Annotated in this window: 15 protein-coding genes and 3 tRNA genes; 5 read left to right on the top strand and 13 right to left on the bottom strand. The window is 74.3% G+C overall.

Annotation, left to right across the window (positions count from 1 at the left end):
- Positions 1-112: 112 nt before the first annotated feature.
- Entirely contained in the window at positions 113-1,516 is a 1,404-nt protein-coding gene (locus tag EEW87_RS10220; RefSeq protein ID WP_163562424.1) for a glycosyltransferase family protein, read from the top strand.
- On the opposite strand, the gene EEW87_RS10215 is transcribed toward EEW87_RS10220, so the two are convergent.
- Positions 1,504-2,061, bottom strand: coding sequence for a hypothetical protein (locus tag EEW87_RS10215; RefSeq protein ID WP_123093733.1), 558 nt, complete (start codon positions 2,059-2,061; stop codon positions 1,504-1,506). The genes EEW87_RS10220 and EEW87_RS10215 overlap by 13 nt on opposite strands.
- Positions 2,062-2,165: 104 nt before the next feature.
- Here EEW87_RS10215 and EEW87_RS10210 point away from each other — a divergent pair, with 104 nt between their 5' ends.
- The 4 genes from EEW87_RS10210 (at position 2,166) to EEW87_RS10195 (ending at position 7,569) form a co-directional block, all read left to right on the top strand.
- Positions 2,166-3,140, top strand: coding sequence for a glycosyltransferase (locus EEW87_RS10210; RefSeq protein ID WP_123093732.1), 975 nt, complete (start codon positions 2,166-2,168; stop codon positions 3,138-3,140).
- Entirely contained in the window at positions 3,137-4,294 is a 1,158-nt protein-coding gene (locus EEW87_RS10205) for a glycosyltransferase family 2 protein (RefSeq protein WP_123093731.1), read from the top strand. The genes EEW87_RS10210 and EEW87_RS10205 overlap by 4 nt, the downstream gene beginning before the upstream one ends.
- A 63-nt stretch (positions 4,295-4,357) precedes the next feature.
- Positions 4,358-5,449, top strand: a complete 1,092-nt coding sequence (wecB, locus tag EEW87_RS10200; protein ID WP_123093730.1) for a non-hydrolyzing UDP-N-acetylglucosamine 2-epimerase — start codon at positions 4,358-4,360, stop codon at positions 5,447-5,449.
- Entirely contained in the window at positions 5,446-7,569 is a 2,124-nt protein-coding gene (locus EEW87_RS10195; RefSeq protein WP_163562423.1) for an acyltransferase family protein, read from the top strand. The genes wecB and EEW87_RS10195 overlap by 4 nt, the downstream gene beginning before the upstream one ends.
- Before the next feature lie 160 nt (positions 7,570-7,729).
- Here the strand turns inward: EEW87_RS10195 and EEW87_RS10190 are convergent, their stop codons facing one another.
- The 12 genes from EEW87_RS10190 to EEW87_RS10135 all read right to left on the bottom strand — a co-directional run bounded on the left by EEW87_RS10190 (position 7,730) and on the right by EEW87_RS10135 (position 19,547).
- On the bottom strand, positions 7,730-9,892 hold the full coding sequence (locus tag EEW87_RS10190) for a glycosyltransferase family 4 protein (protein ID WP_123093728.1): 2,163 nt from the start codon (positions 9,890-9,892) through the stop codon (positions 7,730-7,732).
- A gap of 20 nt (positions 9,893-9,912) precedes the next feature.
- Complete coding sequence (locus tag EEW87_RS10185) at positions 9,913-11,790, bottom strand: glycosyltransferase family A protein (RefSeq protein WP_148041644.1); 1,878 nt, start codon at positions 11,788-11,790, stop codon at positions 9,913-9,915.
- A 67-nt stretch (positions 11,791-11,857) separates the two neighbouring features.
- Positions 11,858-12,760, bottom strand: coding sequence for a cation diffusion facilitator family transporter (locus tag EEW87_RS10180; protein ID WP_123093726.1), 903 nt, complete (start codon positions 12,758-12,760; stop codon positions 11,858-11,860).
- Positions 12,757-13,161: an ArsR/SmtB family transcription factor gene (locus EEW87_RS10175; protein ID WP_123093725.1), complete on the bottom strand. Its 405-nt coding sequence runs from the start codon at positions 13,159-13,161 to the stop codon at positions 12,757-12,759. Before EEW87_RS10175 ends, EEW87_RS10180 begins: the two co-directional genes overlap by 4 nt.
- A 134-nt stretch (positions 13,162-13,295) precedes the next feature.
- Positions 13,296-14,159 (bottom strand): NAD(P)-dependent oxidoreductase, encoded by an 864-nt coding sequence (locus EEW87_RS10170; protein ID WP_205473702.1) that lies wholly within the window; start codon positions 14,157-14,159, stop codon positions 13,296-13,298.
- Positions 14,160-14,233: 74 nt separating this feature from the next.
- Positions 14,234-15,685, bottom strand: coding sequence for an HNH endonuclease signature motif containing protein (locus EEW87_RS10165; RefSeq protein ID WP_163562422.1), 1,452 nt, complete (start codon positions 15,683-15,685; stop codon positions 14,234-14,236).
- 110 nt (positions 15,686-15,795) lie between these two features.
- Positions 15,796-16,353 carry a DUF2231 domain-containing protein gene (locus EEW87_RS10160; protein WP_123093591.1) on the bottom strand — a complete coding sequence of 186 codons (558 nt, stop codon included), beginning with the start codon at positions 16,351-16,353 and terminating at the stop codon, positions 15,796-15,798.
- A gap of 212 nt (positions 16,354-16,565) precedes the next feature.
- Positions 16,566-16,639: transfer RNA gene (locus EEW87_RS10155), tRNA-Phe, on the bottom strand.
- A 25-nt stretch (positions 16,640-16,664) separates the two neighbouring features.
- A tRNA-Asp gene (locus tag EEW87_RS10150) sits at positions 16,665-16,738 on the bottom strand.
- 44 nt (positions 16,739-16,782) lie between these two features.
- Positions 16,783-16,855: transfer RNA gene (locus EEW87_RS10145), tRNA-Glu, on the bottom strand.
- A 102-nt stretch (positions 16,856-16,957) separates the two neighbouring features.
- Positions 16,958-18,022 (bottom strand): PHP domain-containing protein, encoded by a 1,065-nt coding sequence (locus EEW87_RS10140; protein ID WP_123093590.1) that lies wholly within the window; start codon positions 18,020-18,022, stop codon positions 16,958-16,960.
- Positions 18,023-18,110: 88 nt separating this feature from the next.
- Positions 18,111-19,547, bottom strand: coding sequence for a GuaB1 family IMP dehydrogenase-related protein (locus EEW87_RS10135; RefSeq protein ID WP_123093589.1), 1,437 nt, complete (start codon positions 19,545-19,547; stop codon positions 18,111-18,113).
- Positions 19,548-19,569 lie beyond the last annotated feature (22 nt).

The raw sequence follows: 19,569 nt of genomic DNA, 5'->3' as shown, positions 1-19,569 counted from the left end.
CGGACCCGACCGGTGCCGGGACGTGCAGGTGCGCCCCCGGCGGCGCCAGGGGCGCGTCGAGCATACCCGCCAGCCCGCTCCCGCCCCGCACGCCGCGTCTAGCATGACCGCCATGCCGCACCCCCTGCCCGTCCTGCTCGTCACGAGCAACGGCGTGGGCATGGGGCACCTCACCCGGCAGCTCGCCGTCGCGGCCAGCGCGCCCGCCGACCTCGACCCGGTCCTCATGTCCCTGTCCGGTGCGCTGCCGACGGTCGCGTCGGCCGTGGCCCGGGGCGCCCTGCCCGAGCTCGCCGGCCTGCGCACGGAGTACTGCCCGAGCCGGCGCAGCGGGTGGCTGCCCCGCCGGGGCCCGGCCGCCGCGCTGCGGCGGCGCTACCCGCCCTACCAGTGGGAGCCGTACTTCCGCGACCGGCTGCGGGCGCTCGTCGCCGAGACCGGTGCGCGCCTCGTCCTCTTCGACGGGGTCGTGCCGTACCGCGGGCTACGAGAGGCGCGCGCGTCCCTGCCGGGGACCCCCTTCGTGTGGATGCGGCGCGGGATGTGGCGCGCCGGGGTCGGCGCCGACTGGCTGACGCACGCCACGGTCTTCGACCACGTCCTCGAGCCCGGTGACGTCGCGGCCGCCCGCGACCGAGGGCTCACCCGTGAGCGCGACGACGCCCAGCGGATCGCCTCCATCTCGATCGCGTCGGCGCTGCGCCTGCACGACCGCGCGCAGGCGCGCGAGGCCCTCGGGCTCGACCCGGACCGCCCCGCGCTGCTCCTCACCCCCGGCACCGGGGCGCTCGAGGACGTCGCGTCGCCGGTCCGGGCGGCCCTGGCGACCGTGCGGCGCGAGCAGCCGGACTGGCAGGTCGCCGTGACGAGCCCGGCGCTGGCCCGCCACGGCCTGGGCGACGAGGCCGACGTCGTGCTCCTGCGCGACACCTACCCCCTCGCCCGCTCGCTCGCGGCCTTCGACGCCGCGGTGAGCGCGGCCGGCTACAACTCCGTCCACGAGCTCCTCGGCGCCCGGGTGCCGACCCTCCTCGTGCCGGGTCTGGCGCTCGGCGCCGACGACCAGCTCGGTCGCGCCGAGGGGGCCGCGGACCTCGGTGCGGCCCTCGTCGCCCGCCCGGACGACCCGACCGCGCTCGAAGGGGGAGTGACCCGCCTCCTACGGGCGGCCACCCGTGAGGACCTCGCCGCGGCGTGCGCCGCCCTGCCTGCCCCGACCGGCGCGGCCGAGGCCGCGCAGGCGCTCGGCGCCCTGGCGGCCGGCGCTCCCGCCCCGGCCGGGCTCGGTGACGGCGAGGGCCTCGGCCCGCCGCGCTGGCGCTCGGCGCTGCCCGATCTGCGCACCCCGGTGAGCGTCGACGGGGCGCGTCAGCACCGCGACGCACCGACGCTCCACCTCACGCAGGACCTGCCCGACCGGCTCGGCGACGAGCCCGTCGAGCACCTCGTCGCGGGGTCCTCGCCGCAGTACCGGCGGGCACGCGCGAGGGTCGCCCGCTGGGTCTACCGCTCCTGAGAGCGCCGGTCCCGGCGCCGGGAGAGACCTCGGCGCACGCCGCCGAGCACCTGCCGGGCGCGGGTCCTCGCCCGGCGCGCGGGGGAGTGCGCCCGGCGCACCGCCGCCTGCCACTGCGGCGTCGCCGCGCCATGGGCCCGCACGCCGACCGCATCTCCGTCGACCCAGTGCCGCCAGGCGCCGGTCGTGAGGTCGGCGACGTCGGTGACCGGGGCGTCGGGGTCGAGGCCCAGCACCTGCGCGAGACGGGCGTCGAGGTCGTCGTCGGCGGCGAGGAGCTGCTCGACGGGGAGGGCTCCGAGCGCGGCGGCGAGCAGCTCGCGGTCGAGGGCGACGCAGCGCGCCGGTGCGCACGCGACCCGCACGACGCGGCGGCCCGGTCGGGAGAGCTCGGCGAGCAGGCGCTGCGCCGCGCCGTCGGCGAGGTCGACCCCGTCGTGCACGAGGACCGCGGCGACGTCCGGGTCCGTGGCGGCAGCCCTCAGGGGTGCGGCGTCCTGCGGCCCGCAGACCTCGCGCAGCGACGACGTGCTCGTCCGGCTCATACGGCGCAGGGTAGCGGCGGCACCGCACCGGCCGGGGGCGTGCACGGTAGCCTCGCTGCCGCCGAGCCGGGCGCGGGTCCCGGTGCGCAGGGGAGGGTGCAGCGATGAGCGACGAGCTCGCGTCGACGCAGAAGAAGGCGCAGTACCACGCGGCGCGCTCGAAGGCCCGGGCCGCGCGCATCGCCGAGCTCGAGGAGCAGCTCGAGGAGGCCCGAGCGGCGCTCCCGGTGACCGACCGGGTGCCCCCGGTCTACGGCGCGACGCGCTACAGCGTCTTCGTCCCCGGCAGCCTGGAGTGGCAGCTTTCCTCGACGGGCGAGGACGAGCAGGCCTACCGGGAGCGGCTGTGGTCGGCCGAGCGGATGGGCCCGCGCCAGCAGGTCTTCCTCGAGTGGGCGACGCCGATCTACCAGGGCTTCCACGACGCGTACGGGTACCGCCACGTCGTGCAGTACAGCGCCGAGATGCCGGCGCGGTGGCGCGACGCCCTGCTCGACGCCGCGGCGACCTACCCCGTGCTGCTGCCCGTGCCCTCGCACCGCTGGCAGGACCGGGTCGGGGCGATCCGCGACGACCTGCGCGCCCGCGACGCCGGGCCCGGCCCGGTGGCCTGGCTGCGCGTCGACGACGACGACCTGCTCGCCACGACCTTCCTCGACCGGCTGGTCCCGCTCGTGACGACCGCGCACGACGGGTGGTCGGTCTCCTTCGGCAAGGGCCTGACGGCCGAGTACGAGGACGGCCGGCTCCACCGCTTCGGGCTGACCAACCGCACGATGGCCTCGATGGGGCAGACCTTCGTCGGCACGGTCGACCGCTCCGGCAGCCCGACCTTCCCCCCGCTCGTCAGCCACGTGCGCGCCCACCGCGAGATGCCCGTGGCCGTCGACTCCCGCGAGGTCGCCTACCTGCGCCTCCTCCACGACCAGCAGGACCGCGAGCTGTCGGTGGAGGCGGTCGAGAACCCCACCGACATGTACGAGGTCGAGGACCTCGCGGGTGATCTCGCCCGTCTCTTCCCCACCGTCGTCGCGCACAGCGAGCTGCCGACGCAGTCGCTGACGGTCGAGCGCCGATGAGCGACCCGGTGCTCGAGCCGGGGGACACGCCGGTCGGGCGGGTCCCCGGGGCCGGCGTAGAGCGCCGCGCACGTCTCGAGGTGTCGCGCGAGGGCTGGGTCTTGCGCCGCCCCCGTCGCCGCCCGCGCCGCGGACGCTGGGCCGACGGGCCCGCCGCGCTCGCGGCCCGGGTGGGTGACCTCGACGACGTCCACCGTCTGGAGGTCCGGGCGTGCGACGACCCGGGCGGGCGGGTGGCCGCCGCCGACGTCGAGACGGTGGTCGCCCCCTTCGCCCGGCGGGCCGTGGCCCGCGGAACCCTCGTCCTGGCCGACCTGCCCGACGCGCTCGGGGGGGCCGTCCCCGTCGCGCTGCGCGGGGTGGCCGGTGCACCCGGAGACCTCGCCCACGACCTCGCCTCCGTCGGGCAACGGCGGGGCGTCCTCGCCGGCGCCCTGCCCGCGGACCTGCCGACCGTCACCGCCGTCGTCGCCACCCGGCGCCCGCAGCTGCTCGGCCGGGTGGCCGCGATGCTCGCCGCGCAGACCTACGGGCCGCTCGACGTCGTCGTCGTCGTCCACGGCGGCGACCCCGACGCCCTCCCCCTGGTCGACGTGCCCGGACGGCAGGTGCGGGTCGTCGCCGCGCCCGCCGAGGCGAGCCTCGGGCGGGCGCTGCAGGTCGGCTGCGACGCCGCCGAGGGCGAGCTCGTGACGAAGCTCGACGACGACGACCACTACGGGCCCGACCACGTCCTCGACCTCGTCCTCGCCCATCGCGTCTCCGGCGCGACGCTCGTCGGCAAGAGCACGACGATCGTCCACCTCGAGGACCTCGACGTCACCGTCCGGCGGGTCTTCGGGACGCCGGAGTCCTACGTGCACCGCGTCGCCGGGGGCACGATCCTGCTCTGCCGGGCCGACCTCGCCGAGGTGGGCGGGTGGTCCGACGTGCCGCGGGCCGTCGACAGCGCCCTCATCCGCAGCGTGCGCTCGGCGGGCGGGCGGGTCTACCGGCCCCACGACCTCGGCTACGTCTACGTGCGCCACCGCCGGCCCGAGGGCTCGGCCGAGGGGCACACGTGGGCGGCCGACGCCGGGCACTTCCTCGTGAGCGCGCGCGAGCAGTGGCTCGGTCTGCTGCGCCGCCCGGAGCTGGGCACGACCGCGACCTGAACGGCCCACGGTGGGCGCCGTGACAAACTGGAGCGTCATCATCACCGAGGCAGAAGGGCTCTCATGGCTCCGCTTGTCGTGCACGTCACCGGCGCGCGCCCCAACTTCCCCAAGGCCGCTCCGGTCCTCAAGGCGCTCTCCGCCTACCCCGTCGAGCAGCTCCTGGTCCACACGGGTCAGCACTACGACGACAAGATGTCCGACGTCTTCTTCCGTCAGCTCGGCATCCCGAAGCCGGACGTCAACCTCGGCGTCGGCTCCGGTGCGCACGGCGCGCAGACGGCCAAGGTCATGGAGGCCCTCGAGGAGCTCTTCACGCAGCGCCGCCCCGACCTCGTCGTCGTCTACGGCGACGTCAACTCCACGGTGGCCGCCGCGCTCGTCGCCTCGAAGATGGGCATCACCTTCGCCCACGTCGAGGCCGGGCTGCGCTCCTTCGACATGACGATGCCCGAGGAGATCAACCGCCTCGTCACCGACAAGCTCTCCGACCTGCTGCTCACGACGAGCACCGACGCGATCGCGCACCTCGGCAACGAGGGCACGGCGCCGGAGAAGATCCACTTCGTCGGCAACCCGATGATCGACACGCTGCTCACGCACCGCGAGCGCTTCGACGCCGAGGCGGTGCGCGCCGACCTCGGCATCGAGGGCGACTACCTCGTCGCGACCCTCCACCGCCCGGGCAACGTCGACGACCCGGACGACGTCCGCGCGCTCGTCGCCGCGATGCACGCCGTGGCCGACCAGGCCCAGGTCGTCATCCCGCTGCACCCGCGCGGCCGCGCCCGTCTCGAGGAGGCCGGCTTCCTCGACCACCCGGGCATGCGCGTCGTCGACCCGCTCGGCTACCTCGAGTTCATGGGGCTCGTGCGCGGCTCGGTCGGCGTCGTCACCGACTCCGGCGGTGTGCAGGAGGAGACGACCATCCTCGGCGTCCCGTGCCTCACCCTTCGCCCCAACACCGAGCGCCCAGTGACGATCACCCACGGCACCAACCAGCTCGTCACCCGCGACACCCTCGCCGAGCGCGTCCGCGAGATCCTCGCGGCCGGCAAGCTGACGCAGTGGCCGACGCCGCCGCTCTGGGACGGCCACGCCGGCGAGCGCATCGCCGACGTGCTCGCCGGGTCCCTCGGAGTGACCCGGTCGTGAGCGGGGCCCCCGGCGTCGCCGCCCCCGCCGCCGCGAGCGAGGGCCCCTCGGAGGCCAAGCCGGCGAAGAAGCCCCACCTGCGCGGAGACATCGAGGGCCTGCGGGCCGTCGCGGTCGGCACGGTGCTGCTCTTCCACATGGGCGTGCCGTGGGTCGACGGCGGCTTCGCCGGGGTCGACATCTTCTTCGTCATCTCCGGCTTCCTCATCACCTCGCTGCTGCTGCGCGAGGCGGGTCGCAGCGGGAGCATCTCGATCGTCGACTTCTACGCCCGCCGGGCGCGGCGGCTGCTGCCGGCCGCGAGCGTCGTGCTCCTCTTCACCGCGGTCGCCGGGTACCTGCTCATGCCGCCGGCCGGCCGGGGCGACCTCGGCACCGACGTCATCACGGCGACCCTCTACGTCATCAACTGGGGGCTGGCCTTCCGGGCGGTCGACTACCTCAACGAGGGCGCCGACGTCTCGCCGCTGCAGCACTACTGGTCGCTGTCGGTCGAGGAGCAGTACTACGTCTTCTGGCCGCTCATCATCCTCGTCGGGCTCGTCGTGGCCCGGCGTCTCGGCGTGCGCCCGATGCGGATGCTCTTCGGCGTCCTCGCCGTGGTCGCCGCCGCGTCGCTCGCGTACTCGGTCGTGCACACCGCGGCCGACCCCGCGACGGCGTACTTCTACACGACGACCCGCGTGTGGGAGCTCGCCATCGGCGCCCTCACCGCCTTCGCCGTCGACCGCCTGCGGCGCACGCTGTCGCACACGGTCGCGACGGTCATGGCCACCGTCGGGCTGCTGATGATCGCCTACTCGGCGCTCGTCTTCTCCAAGGGCACCCCGTGGCCCGGATCCGCGGCGCTCGTGCCGACCGTGGGCACCGCCCTGGTCATCGCGGCCGGCTGCGCCAGCCAGACGACGATCCCGGCGCGGCTGCTCAGCCTCAAGCCGATGACCTGGCTCGGCGGCCTGTCGTACTCGGTGTACCTGTGGCACTGGCCGCTCATCACCATCGCGGCGGCCCGGTGGCCCGACATCCGCATCCGGCACAAGATCGCGCTCGGCCTGCTCTCCGTCGTCCTCGCCTGGGTGACGAAGAAGCTCGTCGAGGACCCGATCCGCTTCAACAAGGGCATCTCGGCCCAGCCGCGCAAGGCGCTGACGATGGGCGGCGTGCTCATGACGGTCTGCGTGCTCGCGGGCTTCGCCGTCATGCGCACCGTCCCCGACCTCGGGACGACGAAGGACGTCGAGGGCGCGACCGCGCTCGTCGCCGACACCTCCGCCTCGACGTGGGAGGTCCGCTCCGACCCGGAGTCGGTCTTCACCACCTCGGGCGAGCTCACGCCCAACCCCGCCGTCGCGACGAAGGACGTCCCGTCGTACTACGACGACGACTGCCAGGTGCTCGCCGGCGACACCGCCGTCAAGACCTCGTGCACCTACGGCGACACGGGCTCGGACAAGGTCATGGCGCTCGTCGGCGACTCGAAGATGGGCCAGTGGTTCCCGGTCTTCGACGAGATCGCCAAGCGCGAGGGCATGCGGCTGGACCTGTACCTCAAGTCCGCGTGCGCCTTCGGCGAGGGCGCGAGCATCAAGGACGAGTGCGCGGAGTTCACCGGCAACGCCGTGACGGCGATGGGCGAGGGCGATCGCACGCCGGACGTCGTCGTCAGCTCGGCCGGCACCGACGACGCGAAGGCCGCCGACCTGGCCGCCCCGCTGAAGACGCTCCAGGACGGCGGCGCGAAGGTCGTCGTGCTCGCGGACAACATCCACCCCGGCTCCGAGGTCTACAACTGCGTGGCCGAGGCCGGGGACGGCGACTACGCGTCGTGCGACTTCCCGCGCGAGGACACCGACGCGAGCCTGGGCCAGGCCGCCGACGAGCTCGGTGCGACCTTCGTGCCCGTCGACGAGTGGATCTGCCCCGAGGGCGTGAAGGAGTGCCCGCCGGCCGTCGCGGGCACGCTCGTCTACCGCCAGGGCTCGCACGTCACCGCGACCTACGCCCGGACGATGACGCCGATCATCTGGCGTCAGCTCTCCGCGGCGAAGGTCACCTCCACCCCCGTCGCCGACATCACCGTCGACGACATCCCCGCTCCCACCGGCTCCGCCAAGGGCTGAGCGGGGGTCGAGCAGGGCGAAGGGGGAGCCGAGAGGCTCCCCCTTCGTCATGTCCGAGGGGTGCGGGGTGCGCCTCGGCGACCACCGGCGCCAAGATCCCCGGGATCGAAGAAGGACCGTCACCTCGAGGTGACGGTCCTTCTTCCAGCCAGCGGCGAGATCAGCCGAGCAGGCGGTGGTACTCGCGGTCGACGATCTGGGTGACGTCGCTCCAGTCACGCTCGGCGAGGACCCACTCGCGGGCCTGGCGGCCCATCCGCTCGCGCAGCTCGGGGTCGTCGAGGTAGCGGCGGATCTGGGTGGCCAGCGAGCCGGCGTCGCCCTTGTCGAAGACGAGACCGCGCTCGTCGGCCTTGACGATCTCGGCGAGCGCGGCGACCGAGCTCGAGATCATCGCCTTGCCCATCGCCATCGACTCGAAGGGCTTGATCGGGCTGATGAGCTCGCAGACCGGCAGCGGCAGGCGCATGAGCGGGGTGATCTGGAAGATCGAGAGGTACCGCGCGACGTCCTCGTGGGGCACGCGCCCGGTGAAGGTCACGACGTCCATGACGTCGAGCTCGCGGGCCAGCCGGTGCAGGAAGCCCTCGTGGTGGCCGTCGCCGACGATGATGACCGCGAAGTCCGAGCGCTCGGTCTTCAGCTGGGCCGCGGCGCGCAGCAGCAGCTCGATGCCCTCGTAGTCGACGAGGCTGCCGGCGTAGCCGATGACCGTCTTGCCCTGGATCCCCAGCTCGTCGATGAGCGCCTGGTCGGGCTCGCGCGGCTCGAACTGGCTCGTGTGCACGCCGTTGGGCAGCACCTTGATGCGGTCGGCGGGGCCGCCGCGGGCGATCATCTCCTCGCGCAGCGCCTCGGTGATGACGAAGGTGAGGTCGGCGTTCTGGACGACGTGCAGCTCGAGCGTCGTCATGTACCGGTACGCGTCGGTGCGGCCGAAGGCCGGGTTGCGCGAGATCTTCATGAGGTCCTCGAGACCGCGCATCTCGTAGACGAAGGGGATGCCCAGGCGGCGGGCGGCGCGCAGACCGGCGAGCCCGTTGTTCTGGAAGCTGCTCGCGTGGATGAGCCCGGCGCGGTGCTCGCGGGCGGTCTCCTCGATGCGGCGGGCGAAGCGCTCGATGTACCCGGCCATCGGCACGGTCTCGTAGACCCGCTCGCCCGGCTCGAGCAGACGCACGTAGGGCACGCCGTCGACGACGTCGCGCTCCTCGACGACCCGCTTGTCGGCCGGCGACCAGAAGTCGTAGGGGAAGCCGAGGCGGGTCGCGGCCTGCATGTCCCAGCCAAGGGCCCGCAGACCGGTGAGGACGCCGTGGCTGCGGGTCGCGTAGCCGCCGGAGCGGTGGGGCAGCGACTGGGCGAGCACGGAGAGCACGGCGCCGGGACGCGGCTCGTAGGAGCGCTCCTGCGCCTCGTCGACCGGCCAGCCGGTGCGCCCGATGGCGATCTGGTCGCTCACGCGGGCGTGCAGGGCGCGGGCGCGCTTGTCGTTGCGCTCCTCGATGACCCGGCCGGCGATCGTCTGGGCGGTGTCGAGCCAGCCGGCGCGGGCCGCCTTCGCCGCCATGGGCAGGACGTTCTTGTGGTGGATCGCGCGCAGGTGGTCCGCGGGGGCGGCCGCGTAGAGCTCGCGCAGCTCGTCGTACCCGGCGATCTCGTTGAGCAGGGTGACGGCGGCCTTGAACTTCACCTGCCCGCCCTCCTGCCCGACGGCGAAGGCCTCCGCCGCCTGAGCCTCGCGGTCGCCGGCAGAGCGGATGCGGGTCTCGGCCTTGATCCGGTCGAGGCTGGAGCGGGTGTAGCTGACCTGCCAGCTCTCGACGTGGTCGATGAAGCGCTGCGCGACCACGGGGTCGGAGGTCGAGAACCACGAGATGATCCGCTCGGCGTCGCGCGTCGTGCTCGGCACGACCGTCATGGCGAGCTCGCGGACCCGGTCGTGCAGCTCGTCGTCGTGACCACGGCGGGCCACGGCGAGGACGAGGCCGGCCGCCTCGGCGTCCGGGCCGAGGTCGAGCGCGCTCCGCGCGTGCGGCAGGGCGAGGTCGACCTCGCCGAGGTTGAGGTGGCTCCACGCGAGCATCGCGTGCCCGGTCGCGCCGAGCGCCGGCTCGGGCAGGCGCGACAGCAGGCGCACGCCGCGGGCGTGCTGCGAGCCGTTGACCATGAGCATCCGCGCCTGGGTGAAGACGGCGCGCTGCCCGACCGCGCCCCCGGAGGAGGGCAGGGTGGCGACGGGCCCGAGCGGGGCACGACGCACGACGGCTCGTGCGGCGCGGCGCCCTGCGCTCTTGGCGGATGCGGGGTCGATGCTGGCCATGGTGTCCTTCGAGTCGACGATCAGATGCTGACGTGCGTGGTGGGGTCGCCGTAGAAGAGCAGGCGGCCCGTGGCGGTGAAGAAGGTCGAGTCGGTGACCGTCCACGTGTGGGCGAGGCGGTCGTCGCCGCGCACCGACACGTAGTTGTACCGGTCGCCGGAGTAGATGCGCACGCCGGCCTCGGCGCTGCGGTCGAGGATGTCGGAGTCGACGGCGCGGGGGATGTCGGAGAAGCGCACGTCGCGCACGACGTCGCCGGCGAAGAGCATCGACCCACCCTGGATGCGGCGCTCGTAGCGGTGCTCGGAGTCGGGGTAGCGCAGGACGACGGCGCCGGTGGAGCGCAGCCACACGTAGTGCGCCCACTTCCCGACGACCCCGGCGTCGGTGTACGCGAAGGTCGCGAGCAGGTCGGAGAGGTAGCCCGGGCCGTAGATGTTGTCGTCGTCCATCTTCGCGACGTACTGGCCGCTCGCGGCGTCGACGCCGAGATTCATGCACGCGCCGAGGGTGAGGTCGGCGTCGGCGTGCACGAGGGTGAGGTGCTCGACCCCGGCGTGCTGCGCGCGACGACGCAGGTCCTCGTCGTCGGTGTCGAGGCCGTGGAGCACGAGGACGAGCTCGAGCGCCTCGTGGCGCTGACGGCCGAGGTTGGCGAAGACGTTGTCGAGCTCGTGGGTGCGGTTGGTCGGCACGACGGCGGAGATCGTCGGCACCGTGAGCGGCGTGGCCCGGTCGGGCAGCACGGCCTGGGTGATCGCCCGGGCACGGTGCGCCGCGGTGTGCCCCTCGAGCACGGCGCGCTGGAGGAGCAGCCCCTCGCGGGAGACGAGCTCCTCCTGGTGGATCCGGGCGACGACCTCGCTGCGCAGGGACTTCTCGTCCTCGACGCGCGGGACGAGCGCTGCGATCTCGGGCGGGGCGGGGCTCGCGAGGGAGGTAAGACCGACGACGGGGGTGCGGGCGGTCGCCGCGGCCACGGTGGTCCACGCCGAGCCGGGGGCGCCGTCGCCGAGGTCGACGAGCACGCGTGCGTCGGCGAGGACACCGGCCTCCGCGGCCCACGGGCCGTGGGCGACCTGGCGCTCGGCGAGGGTCGGCGGGAGGGTGACCGAGGCGGACTTGCCGGACAGCCGCACCAGGGCGGCCTGGCTCGGGGGGAGCGGGGCGATGCCGCGAGCGACCTCGCGCAGCGCGGTGTCGTCACCGAGGCGGCCGAAGCCGTCGACGACGAGCAGGGCCCCACCGCGACGGGTCGTCGTCTCGTCGTCGCGGGCGAGCCCGGACTGGCGCGGCTGACCGGCGGCGGGCCACAGCTGGGCGGCGGTCCCGGCGCCCTCAAGGGCGGAGACGGTGGCCTCGTCGACCCCGCCGACGACGTCGGCCGCGACGAGCAGCTCGGTCGGGGGGACGGCCCGGTCGGTGACCCACAGGGCGATCCGCGCGCCTGCGTCACGGGCGGCCGACAGGGCGGTGACGAGCTCGTCGACCGCACCGGTCCACCCGGTGACGGCGCCGGCGCAGTGCTCGACGAGGACGAGGTCGGGGCCGGTGCTCTCGAGCGTCGCCCGCCAGCCGTGCCGGTCGAAGGGGTGCTGGCGCCACTCGGGCGCGAGGAGCTCGGCCAGCCGCGGGCTGACCGCGGCGGCGACGTCGAGGTCGAGCGGCGCGAAGGGGGAGTGCGGCGCCCCGACGGAGGTGACCGGTCGCCCGTCGTCGACCCGGTGCGGACCGCTCGGGCGGGCCGGCTTGGGCGCCGGTGCCGGGGTCGCGGGCTGCGCGGGGGCCGGCGCGGCGGCGCGGGGGTCGGCTGCGGGCGCCGCGGCCGACGCCAGCGTGGTGGCGCTGCGGGCGACGGCTCGGCGCAGCTTGGTCACGGCGGAGTCCCTGGTGCTCACGGGCACACATCCTCGCACCCCGCGTGGCGCGCGCCACTCTGGCGCACCGCGCCGGGCGCAGCGCAGGTCACCAGTCGACGCCCTGGCACTGCCGAGAGCCCCGGGTCTCGACCTGCAGGGTGGCGTGCGCGATGCCGAAGCGTTCGCGCAGCACGGCGCTCGCTACGACGAGGACACCGTCCGCGTCGTCGTCGGCGACGAGGTGCGCCGTGGCGACGTCCATGCCCGAGGTGAGGGTCCACACGTGGAGGTCGTGGACCTCGGCGACCCCGTCGACGGACTCGAGCGCGCGGGTCACGTCGTCGGGCACGACCCCTGCCGGGGCGTGCTGACCGAGGACGGCGAGCACCTCGCGACCGAGGTGGAGCGCACGGACGAGGACGAAGACGCCGATCGCGAGGGCGACGACGGTGTCCCAGACCGCCGAGCCGGTCGTCACGACGAGGAGCGCTGCGGCGACGACGCCGACCGAGCCGACGGTGTCGGCGACGACCTCGAGGTAGGCGCCCTTGACGTTGAGGCTCTCCCCGGCCCCGCCGCGCAGGAGGAGCAGGGCGACGACGTTGACGGCGAGGCCGAGCCCACCGACGACGAGCATCGCCGTCGAGCCCACCTCGGGGGCCGAGCCGATCCGGCTCAGCGCCTCGACGACGACGTAGACCGAGACCCCGATCATCATGAGGACCGCGAAGCCGGAGGCGAAGATCTCGGCACGGTAGGAGCCGAAGGTGCGCCGCCCGGTCGTGTCAGGACGCGTCGCGACCCGCGTGGCGACGAGCGCCGCCCCGAGCGTCACGACGTCGGCGGCCATGTGGCCGGCGTCGGAGAGCAGTGCGAGCGAGCCCGAGACCAGGCCCGCGGCCAGCTCGACCCCGAAGTAGGAGCCGACGAGCACGAAGGCGACGAGCAGGCGCCACCGGTGCCGTCCGCCGGCGTGTCCCGCCGCGCCGTGCGAGTGCCCGCCGCTCATCGGCGCGGCCGGGTCGGGGCGTCGTCGAGCGCTGCGGTGTGGACGACGTGCTCGCGGGTGACGTCGAGGAGCATCCGGACGTGGCCGTCGGAGAGCCGGTAGTAGACGTTGCGACCCTCGCGCCGTCCGGTGACGACCCCGGAGGCCCGCAGCATCCGCAGCGACTGGCTCACCGTCGACTCGGCGGTGCCCGTCGACGCGGCGAGGTCGCAGACGCAGAGCTCGCCGGCCTCGAGGAGGGCGTAGAGCAGCCGGGCTCGCGTCGGGTCGCCGAGCAGCCGGAAGACGCCGGTGACGGTCGCGAGCTCGTCGGGGTCGGGCGCCGCGGCGAGCACGAGCGCGACCTTGTCGGGGTGGACGCCCTCGACGGCGCACCCGTCGAGCGAGGAGACCGGGCGCATGAGTCCTCCATGTCTGAGCGGATGATCAGATGTCATCGTCGACGAGGGTCGTCCGGGAGTCAAGCCGTGCGCGGGCGCAGTCGGTGTCGGGAGGGCAGCGGGTCGGTGTCGAGCGGCGTCGGGTCGGTGCCCGGTCAGCGGTGCCTGGTGAGGGCGTCGAGGACCGCGTCGAGATCGATCGCGCTCGCGGCCTCCTCGGGGGTCGCGGCGCCCGCCGCGCTCGCGTCCGCTCGTTCGAAGACCTCCGCCACGGCTTCGTACAGCTCTGCTCCGGCACCGGCCGCCGCCTGGGTGCTCGCGATCTCGCGCATCTCGGCGGGCAAGCGGTCGGACTTCGAGGCGGCGACAGCCAGGTCGCGGGCGAGGTGCGCGGTGAGCTCGGGGGCACCCGTCGAGAGGTCCGCGACGACCGCGTCGAGCACCCCGTGGTGGCGGGCGGTGAGCAGGGACTGCAGGAGCAGGGCCTTCGTGCCCTTGTAGACCGCCGCGGTGCTCATCTTCGTCGCCGAGGCGGCACCGACCTCGCTGCCGACGACCACCGCCCGCAGACCGGGTGCGGCGAGATCGGCGAAGGGGGAGCAGCTCGCCCCGGAGAGGAAGAGCGCGGTGTCGCCGTCGGGCCGCGGCGGCGGGCCGCTGATCGCGCCGTCGACGACGACGCACCCCGCGGCCTCCAGGACGGTCGCGACCTGCCCCATGGTCGCCGGGGAGACCGCGTTGAGGTCGGCGACCACGGGGGTGCTCCCGGTGCGTCGGACCGCGGCCGCGATCTGCTCGGCCTGGGTCACCGCGTGCGCCGGGGGCACGACGCTGACGACCGCGTCGCACACCCGGACGACCTCCTCCAGCGAGCCGAGGGCGGTGAGGTCGCCGGCGAGGTCACGCGTGCGTGCGCTGCGTCCGTCGAGGCTCGTCACGACCTCGACCCCCGCCGAGCGCCAGGCGCGTCCGAGCGCGCTGCCCATCGCGCCGGGCCAGAGGATGCCGATCGTCGTCATGGCCTGATCCTGCCAGCGCTCGTGGCTGGCGGGCCGTCACCGCGGTCTCTGCCCACGCCGACGCGGGGTCGTCCTCAGCCGGCGCGGGGGAGGATGGTCAGGGCGTGGTCGTAGGAGCCGGGGGTGAGGTCCCAGACGACGCGTGGTGGCCCGTTGTCGGGTGGGTCGGTGTCGAGGTGTCCGTGGAGGCGGCGGGTGTGGACGATCGTGTGGTGGCGTGCACAGAGCAGGGCGGCGTTGCTGAGGTCGGTGGGTCCGCCGTCGGCCCAGTGGATGAGGTGGTGGGCGTCGGTCCACCGGGCGGGGGCGGTGCAGCCGGGGTAGGTGCAGCCGCCGTCGCGCAGCCACAGCTGGCGGGTCATGGCGGGGGTGAAGAGCCGTATCGCGGTGCCTTGGTCGAGGACCTGGCTGCGGCTGCCCAGGACGACGGGGATGACCTCGGCGTCGCAGGCCAGCCGTCGCACGGTGCCCGGCGCGAGGAGGGTGCCGGTGTCCAGGCCGCCGAGGGTGCGCGCCGCGCCGGTCTGCGTGCGCAGGTCTTGCAGGCTCATGGTGAGCAGCAGGGTGGCCTTGGCTCCGCGTCCGGCCCTGGTGTCCATGCCTGCCACCGCGGTGCGGACGAGGTCGAGGAGGGCGTCGGCGCGGCGCTGGTCGCTGGTGCGCAGGTCGGGCTCGCGGGTGCCGGTGTCGGGGTCGTGGGCGGGTGCTGGTGCGGACAGGGCCTCGATGGCGGCTTCGAGGACGGCGGCGCCCTCGGGGTCGAGGACGAGGCGGTACTCGTGCAGCCCGTCGTCGACGACGGGCCGGGACAGGGCCCGCCCGCGGCGCAGCCGGTCCTGCTCGGTGTCGAGCTCGCCGGGGATGCCGTGGCGGGCGAGGAGCTCGGGGCGCACGGATCGCACGCCGGGGGAGCCGTGCAGGTGGCCCATCTCGATCATCGCGGTCAGGACGGTGTCGCGGGCGCCGTCGACGAGGCGTGACTCGATCCGGGAGATCTCGGTGATGACGGTGCGCGCGACGGGCAGCGTCAGGGTGCCGTCCTCGACCGCGTCGCGCAGCAGGGTGTTGACGGGTCGGGACAGGTCGAGCACGGCTTGGGCGATGGTGCCGCACCCTCCTTGGCGGGTGCTCGTGGCGTGCTGGCGGACCCAGGCCGGTAGGGACGGGGCGTCGGACTGGGCGACCTCGCCGCGCTCGTGGGCTTGCGCGGTGACGACGTAGCGCCCAGCGGCGGCCAGGGTGGTCAGCTCGTCCAGGACGCCCATGACCTCCATCAGCTCGGGTCCGTTGGCCTGGTGGATCGCGCTGCTCAGACCGCGCAGGGCCCGCACCGCGGCGTCGAGCGCGCCGCGGCGCTCGGCCCAGGTGATCGGGTCGTCGGGCGCGGTGCCGGCACCAGCAGCGGTCGCCTGTCGGATCGGGACGCCGGGAGCCGGACCAGCACAGGCCCAGCCGACCGCGGCACTGCCCGTGGGCACGGACCACACACCCCTGATCGGGGTGGTCGGAGCGGGCGTCGGTGCCATGGACCAACGCTAGAGGCGACCACCGACAACGCATCGAGTCCTGACGACGCACCCGAACCCGACGACGGCCCGGGGGTAGGCCGGTCTTCACACGGAGCGCCGCGAAGGGCTCAGCTCTCGTCGAAGGCGGGGTGGTTGCTCGCGACGTCGCGAGCCGAGGCCAGGTGGCCGCCGAGGTACGCCCCGACCCCGGAGACGGTCGCGCCGACGAGGGCGAGCCGGGCCCCGGTGCTGTGCCGGCCGCTGCGCCGGGCCAGCCACGACCCGGTGTACGCGCCGATCGCCACGGCGTTGGTCGCGGCGTGGACGAGGCCGACCCGCTTGTCGCGCCGCCCGGTCTGCGACCACTCCGCCCAGCCGGTCCAGGCCGTCGGCCCGACGGCGAGCAGCCCGACACCCACGAGCGTCTTCGCCGCGGTCGAGGACTCGCGCCCGCCCACGAGGTCGAGGACGCTCGCCGAGACCCACGGGCCGACGACGAGGTCGGTGAGGATCGGGTGCAGCGCGTGCCCGAGCCACTCGCCCCGCAGCAGCTCGCCGCGCGTCCCGCTGCCGAAGGCGGCCTGGATGCTCGGCTCGATCGCGTCGACGACCCCGTCGAGACCGGTCGTCTCCTCGAGCCGGCGGGTCCACCGCACGATCGCGGGGGTGTGCTCCGTGAGGCTCATCGCTGCTCCTTCGCCCGGGGTGCGGCGCGGACGCGCCGCCCTCACCGTGCCCCGACCGAAGGGTGTGGCTGCACACCCGTACGGGTGCCCCCTTCGCCGGGCTCCCCCTTCGCATCCTTCGCCCCGGCCCCTTCGCCCCGGGAGGTCCCCGCGCCCCGAGCACGCGAAAGGCGCCACGCGATGTGCGTGGCGCCTTCGTGAGGTGCGATGTGTGGCCAGGGGCGGGGTCGAACCGCCGACCTTCCGATTTTCAGTCGGACGCTCGTACCAACTGAGCTACCTGGCCGAGTCACGTCCGACGACGTGACGAGCGACCCCGACGGGACTCGAACCCGCGACCTCCGCCGTGACAGGGCGGCGCGCTAACCAACTGCGCTACGGGGCCTTGATGGTGCAAGGCCGATGTGCTGCGATCAAACCAGTACTGCGTATCCCCAACGGGATTCGAACCCGTGCTACCGCCGTGAAAGGGCGGGGTCCTAGGCCGCTAGACGATGGGGACCAATCTCTTGGACCCCTCGCCACGCAGCAGGCAGCGCCCGGATCCGTCGAGGACGTTCAGGAGCATACGTGCCGATCGGCGCGGATGCCAAAACGGCCCCGCTCACCCCCGTCGGCGGGCCGACCACTCGAGCAACCGCTCGACCTCCCACGTCGTGATGATGCGGTCGGCCTCGATGCCCAGGGCCGCCGCCCGCGCGCACCCGTAGGCCTTCATCTCCAGCTGGCCGGGGGCATGCGCGTCGGAGTCGATCGCGAAGGTGCAGCCCATCTCGGAGGCGAGCATCAGCAGCTCATCGGGCGGGTCGCAGCGCTCGGGGCGGCTGTTGATCTCGACGGCGACGTCGTGCTCGAGGCACGCGCGGAAGACGGCCTCGGCGTCGAAGTCGCTCTGCGGTCGGGTGCCTCGACCACCGGTGACGAGGCGCCCGGTGCAGTGGCCGAGGACGTCGACCCGAGGGTTGGTGACCGCGCCGAGCATCCGCTTGGTCATCGCGCCGCCGGGCATGCGCAGCTTGCTGTGGACGCTCGCGGTGACGACGTCGAGCCGGCCGAGCATCTCCTCGCTCTGGTCGAGAGAGCCGTCGTCGAGGATGTCGACCTCGATGCCCTTGAGCAGGCGGAAGCGGTCACCGAGCGCGTCGTTGATCCCGTCGACGAGGGTGAGCTGCTTGGCGAGGCGCTCGGCGCTCAGCCCGTTGGCGATGCGCAGCCGGGGGGAGTGGTCTGTGAGCACCTGCCACTCCTGGCCGAGCTCGACGGCGGCGAGGACCATCTCCTGGATCGGCGAGCCGCCGTCGGACCAGTCGGAGTGGGTGTGGCAGTCGCCGACGACCGCCTCGAAGAGCGCAGCGCCGTCGTCGTCGAGCTCGACGAGCGGACCGCCGTGCTCGTCCTGCTGGCGCTCGAGGTAGGCGGGCAGCTCACCGGCGACGGCCTGCTCGATGACGCCGGCCGTCGAGGAGCCGATGCCCGGGAGGTCCGTGAGGGTGCCCTGGCGGGCCCGCTCGGCGATCTCGTCCTCCCCGACCTCGGCGACGACCTTCGCCGCCCCGCGGAAGGCCTCGACCCGTCGGCTGTGCTGCCGGCTGCGCTCGAGGACGAAGGCGGTGCGCCGCAGCGCCTCGTGCGGGCCGACCCCGGCCTCGAGGGGGCTCAGCGAGTGCACGTCGACCCCCCTTCGCCGCCGGCTACCACGCAGTACTGGTCGTCATCGCGACCAGTACTGCGCCGTAGCACGCGGGGCGGACGGGTGGTCACCACGACGTGTGGAGCGGGCGGCCCTCGGCGTAGCCCGCGGTCGACTGGACGCCCACGAGGGCACGGGAGCGGAACTCCTCGAGGGAGGCGGCGCCCGCGTAGGTGCACGAGCTGCGCACGCCGGCGACGATCTGGTCGATGACGTCCTCGACGCTCGGCCGGGCCGGGTCGACGTACATCCGGGCCGTCGAGATGCCCTCCTCGAAGAGGCCCTTGCGGGCCCGCTCGAAGGGGGAGTCCTCGGCCGTGCGGTTGCGCACGGCTCGGGCGGAGGCCATGCCGAAGGACTCCTTGTAGCGCCGACCGTCGGCGTCGGTGAAGAGGTCGCCGGGTGACTCGAGCGTCCCGGCGAACCACGAGCCGATCATGACGTTGCTCGCGCCCGCTGCCAGCGCGAGGGCGACGTCACGGGGGTGCCGCACGCCGCCGTCGGCCCACACGTGGGCGCCGAGCTCGCGCGCCGCGGCGGAGCACTCGAGGACGGCGGAGAGCTGGGGGCGGCCGACCGCCGTCATCATCCGCGTCGTGCACATCGCGCCCGGCCCGACGCCGACCTTGACGATGTCGGCGCCCGCCTCGACGAGCTCGCGGGCGCCCTCCGCGGAGACGACGTTGCCGGCGACGACCGGCACCTGCGGGTCGAGCTCGCGGACCGCCGCGAGCGCGTCGAACATCTTCGCCTGGTGGCCGTGCGCCGTGTCGACGACGAGGACGTCGACACCCGCGTCGAGCAGGGCTCGCGCCTTGCCGGCGACGTCGCCGTTGATGCCGACGGCGGCGCCGACGCGCAGCCTGCCCTGCGCGTCGAGGGCCGGGCGGTAGAGCGAGGAGCGCACGGCGCCCATGCGGGTCTGGATGCCGACGAGCCGACCGTCGGCCCCGACGACAGGGGCGACGCGGCGGCGGGCGTGGTGCAGCTCGTCGTACGCGGCAGCCGGGTCGTGGTCCTCGGCGAGCGTGACGACCTCGGTCTGCATGACGTCGCGCACCTGGGTGAAGCGGTCCACCCCGTCGAGGTCGCTGTCGGTGACGATGCCGACCGGGCGGCCGTCGACGGTGACGACTCCGGCGCCGTGGGCGCGCTTGTGGATGAGGACGAGCGCCTCGCCGGCCGTGACGGTCGGGTCGAGCTCGATCGCGGTGTCGTGCACGAGGTGGCGCGACTTCACCCACGCGACGACCTCGGCGACGACATCGGTCGGGATGTCCTGCGGGATGATCGTCAGCCCGCCGCGGCGGGCGGTCGTCTCGGCCATCCGCCGCCCGGCGATGGCCGTCATGTTCGCGACGACGAGCGGGATCGTCGTCCCCGTGCCGTCGACGCTCGCGAGGTCGACGCCGTGCCGCGAGGTGATCTCGCTGCGGCGCGGCACCATGAAGACGTCGTCGTAGGTGAGGTCATGGGGCGGCTGGTGTCCGGGCAGGAAGTCCACCCGGCGAGTCTAGGGAGCCGGG

The sequence above is a fragment of the Janibacter melonis genome, from assembly GCF_003721155.3.
In the GTDB taxonomy this organism is placed as follows: domain Bacteria; phylum Actinomycetota; class Actinomycetes; order Actinomycetales; family Dermatophilaceae; genus Marihabitans; species Marihabitans melonis.
This window is presented reverse-complemented; position numbering and strand designations above follow the sequence as displayed.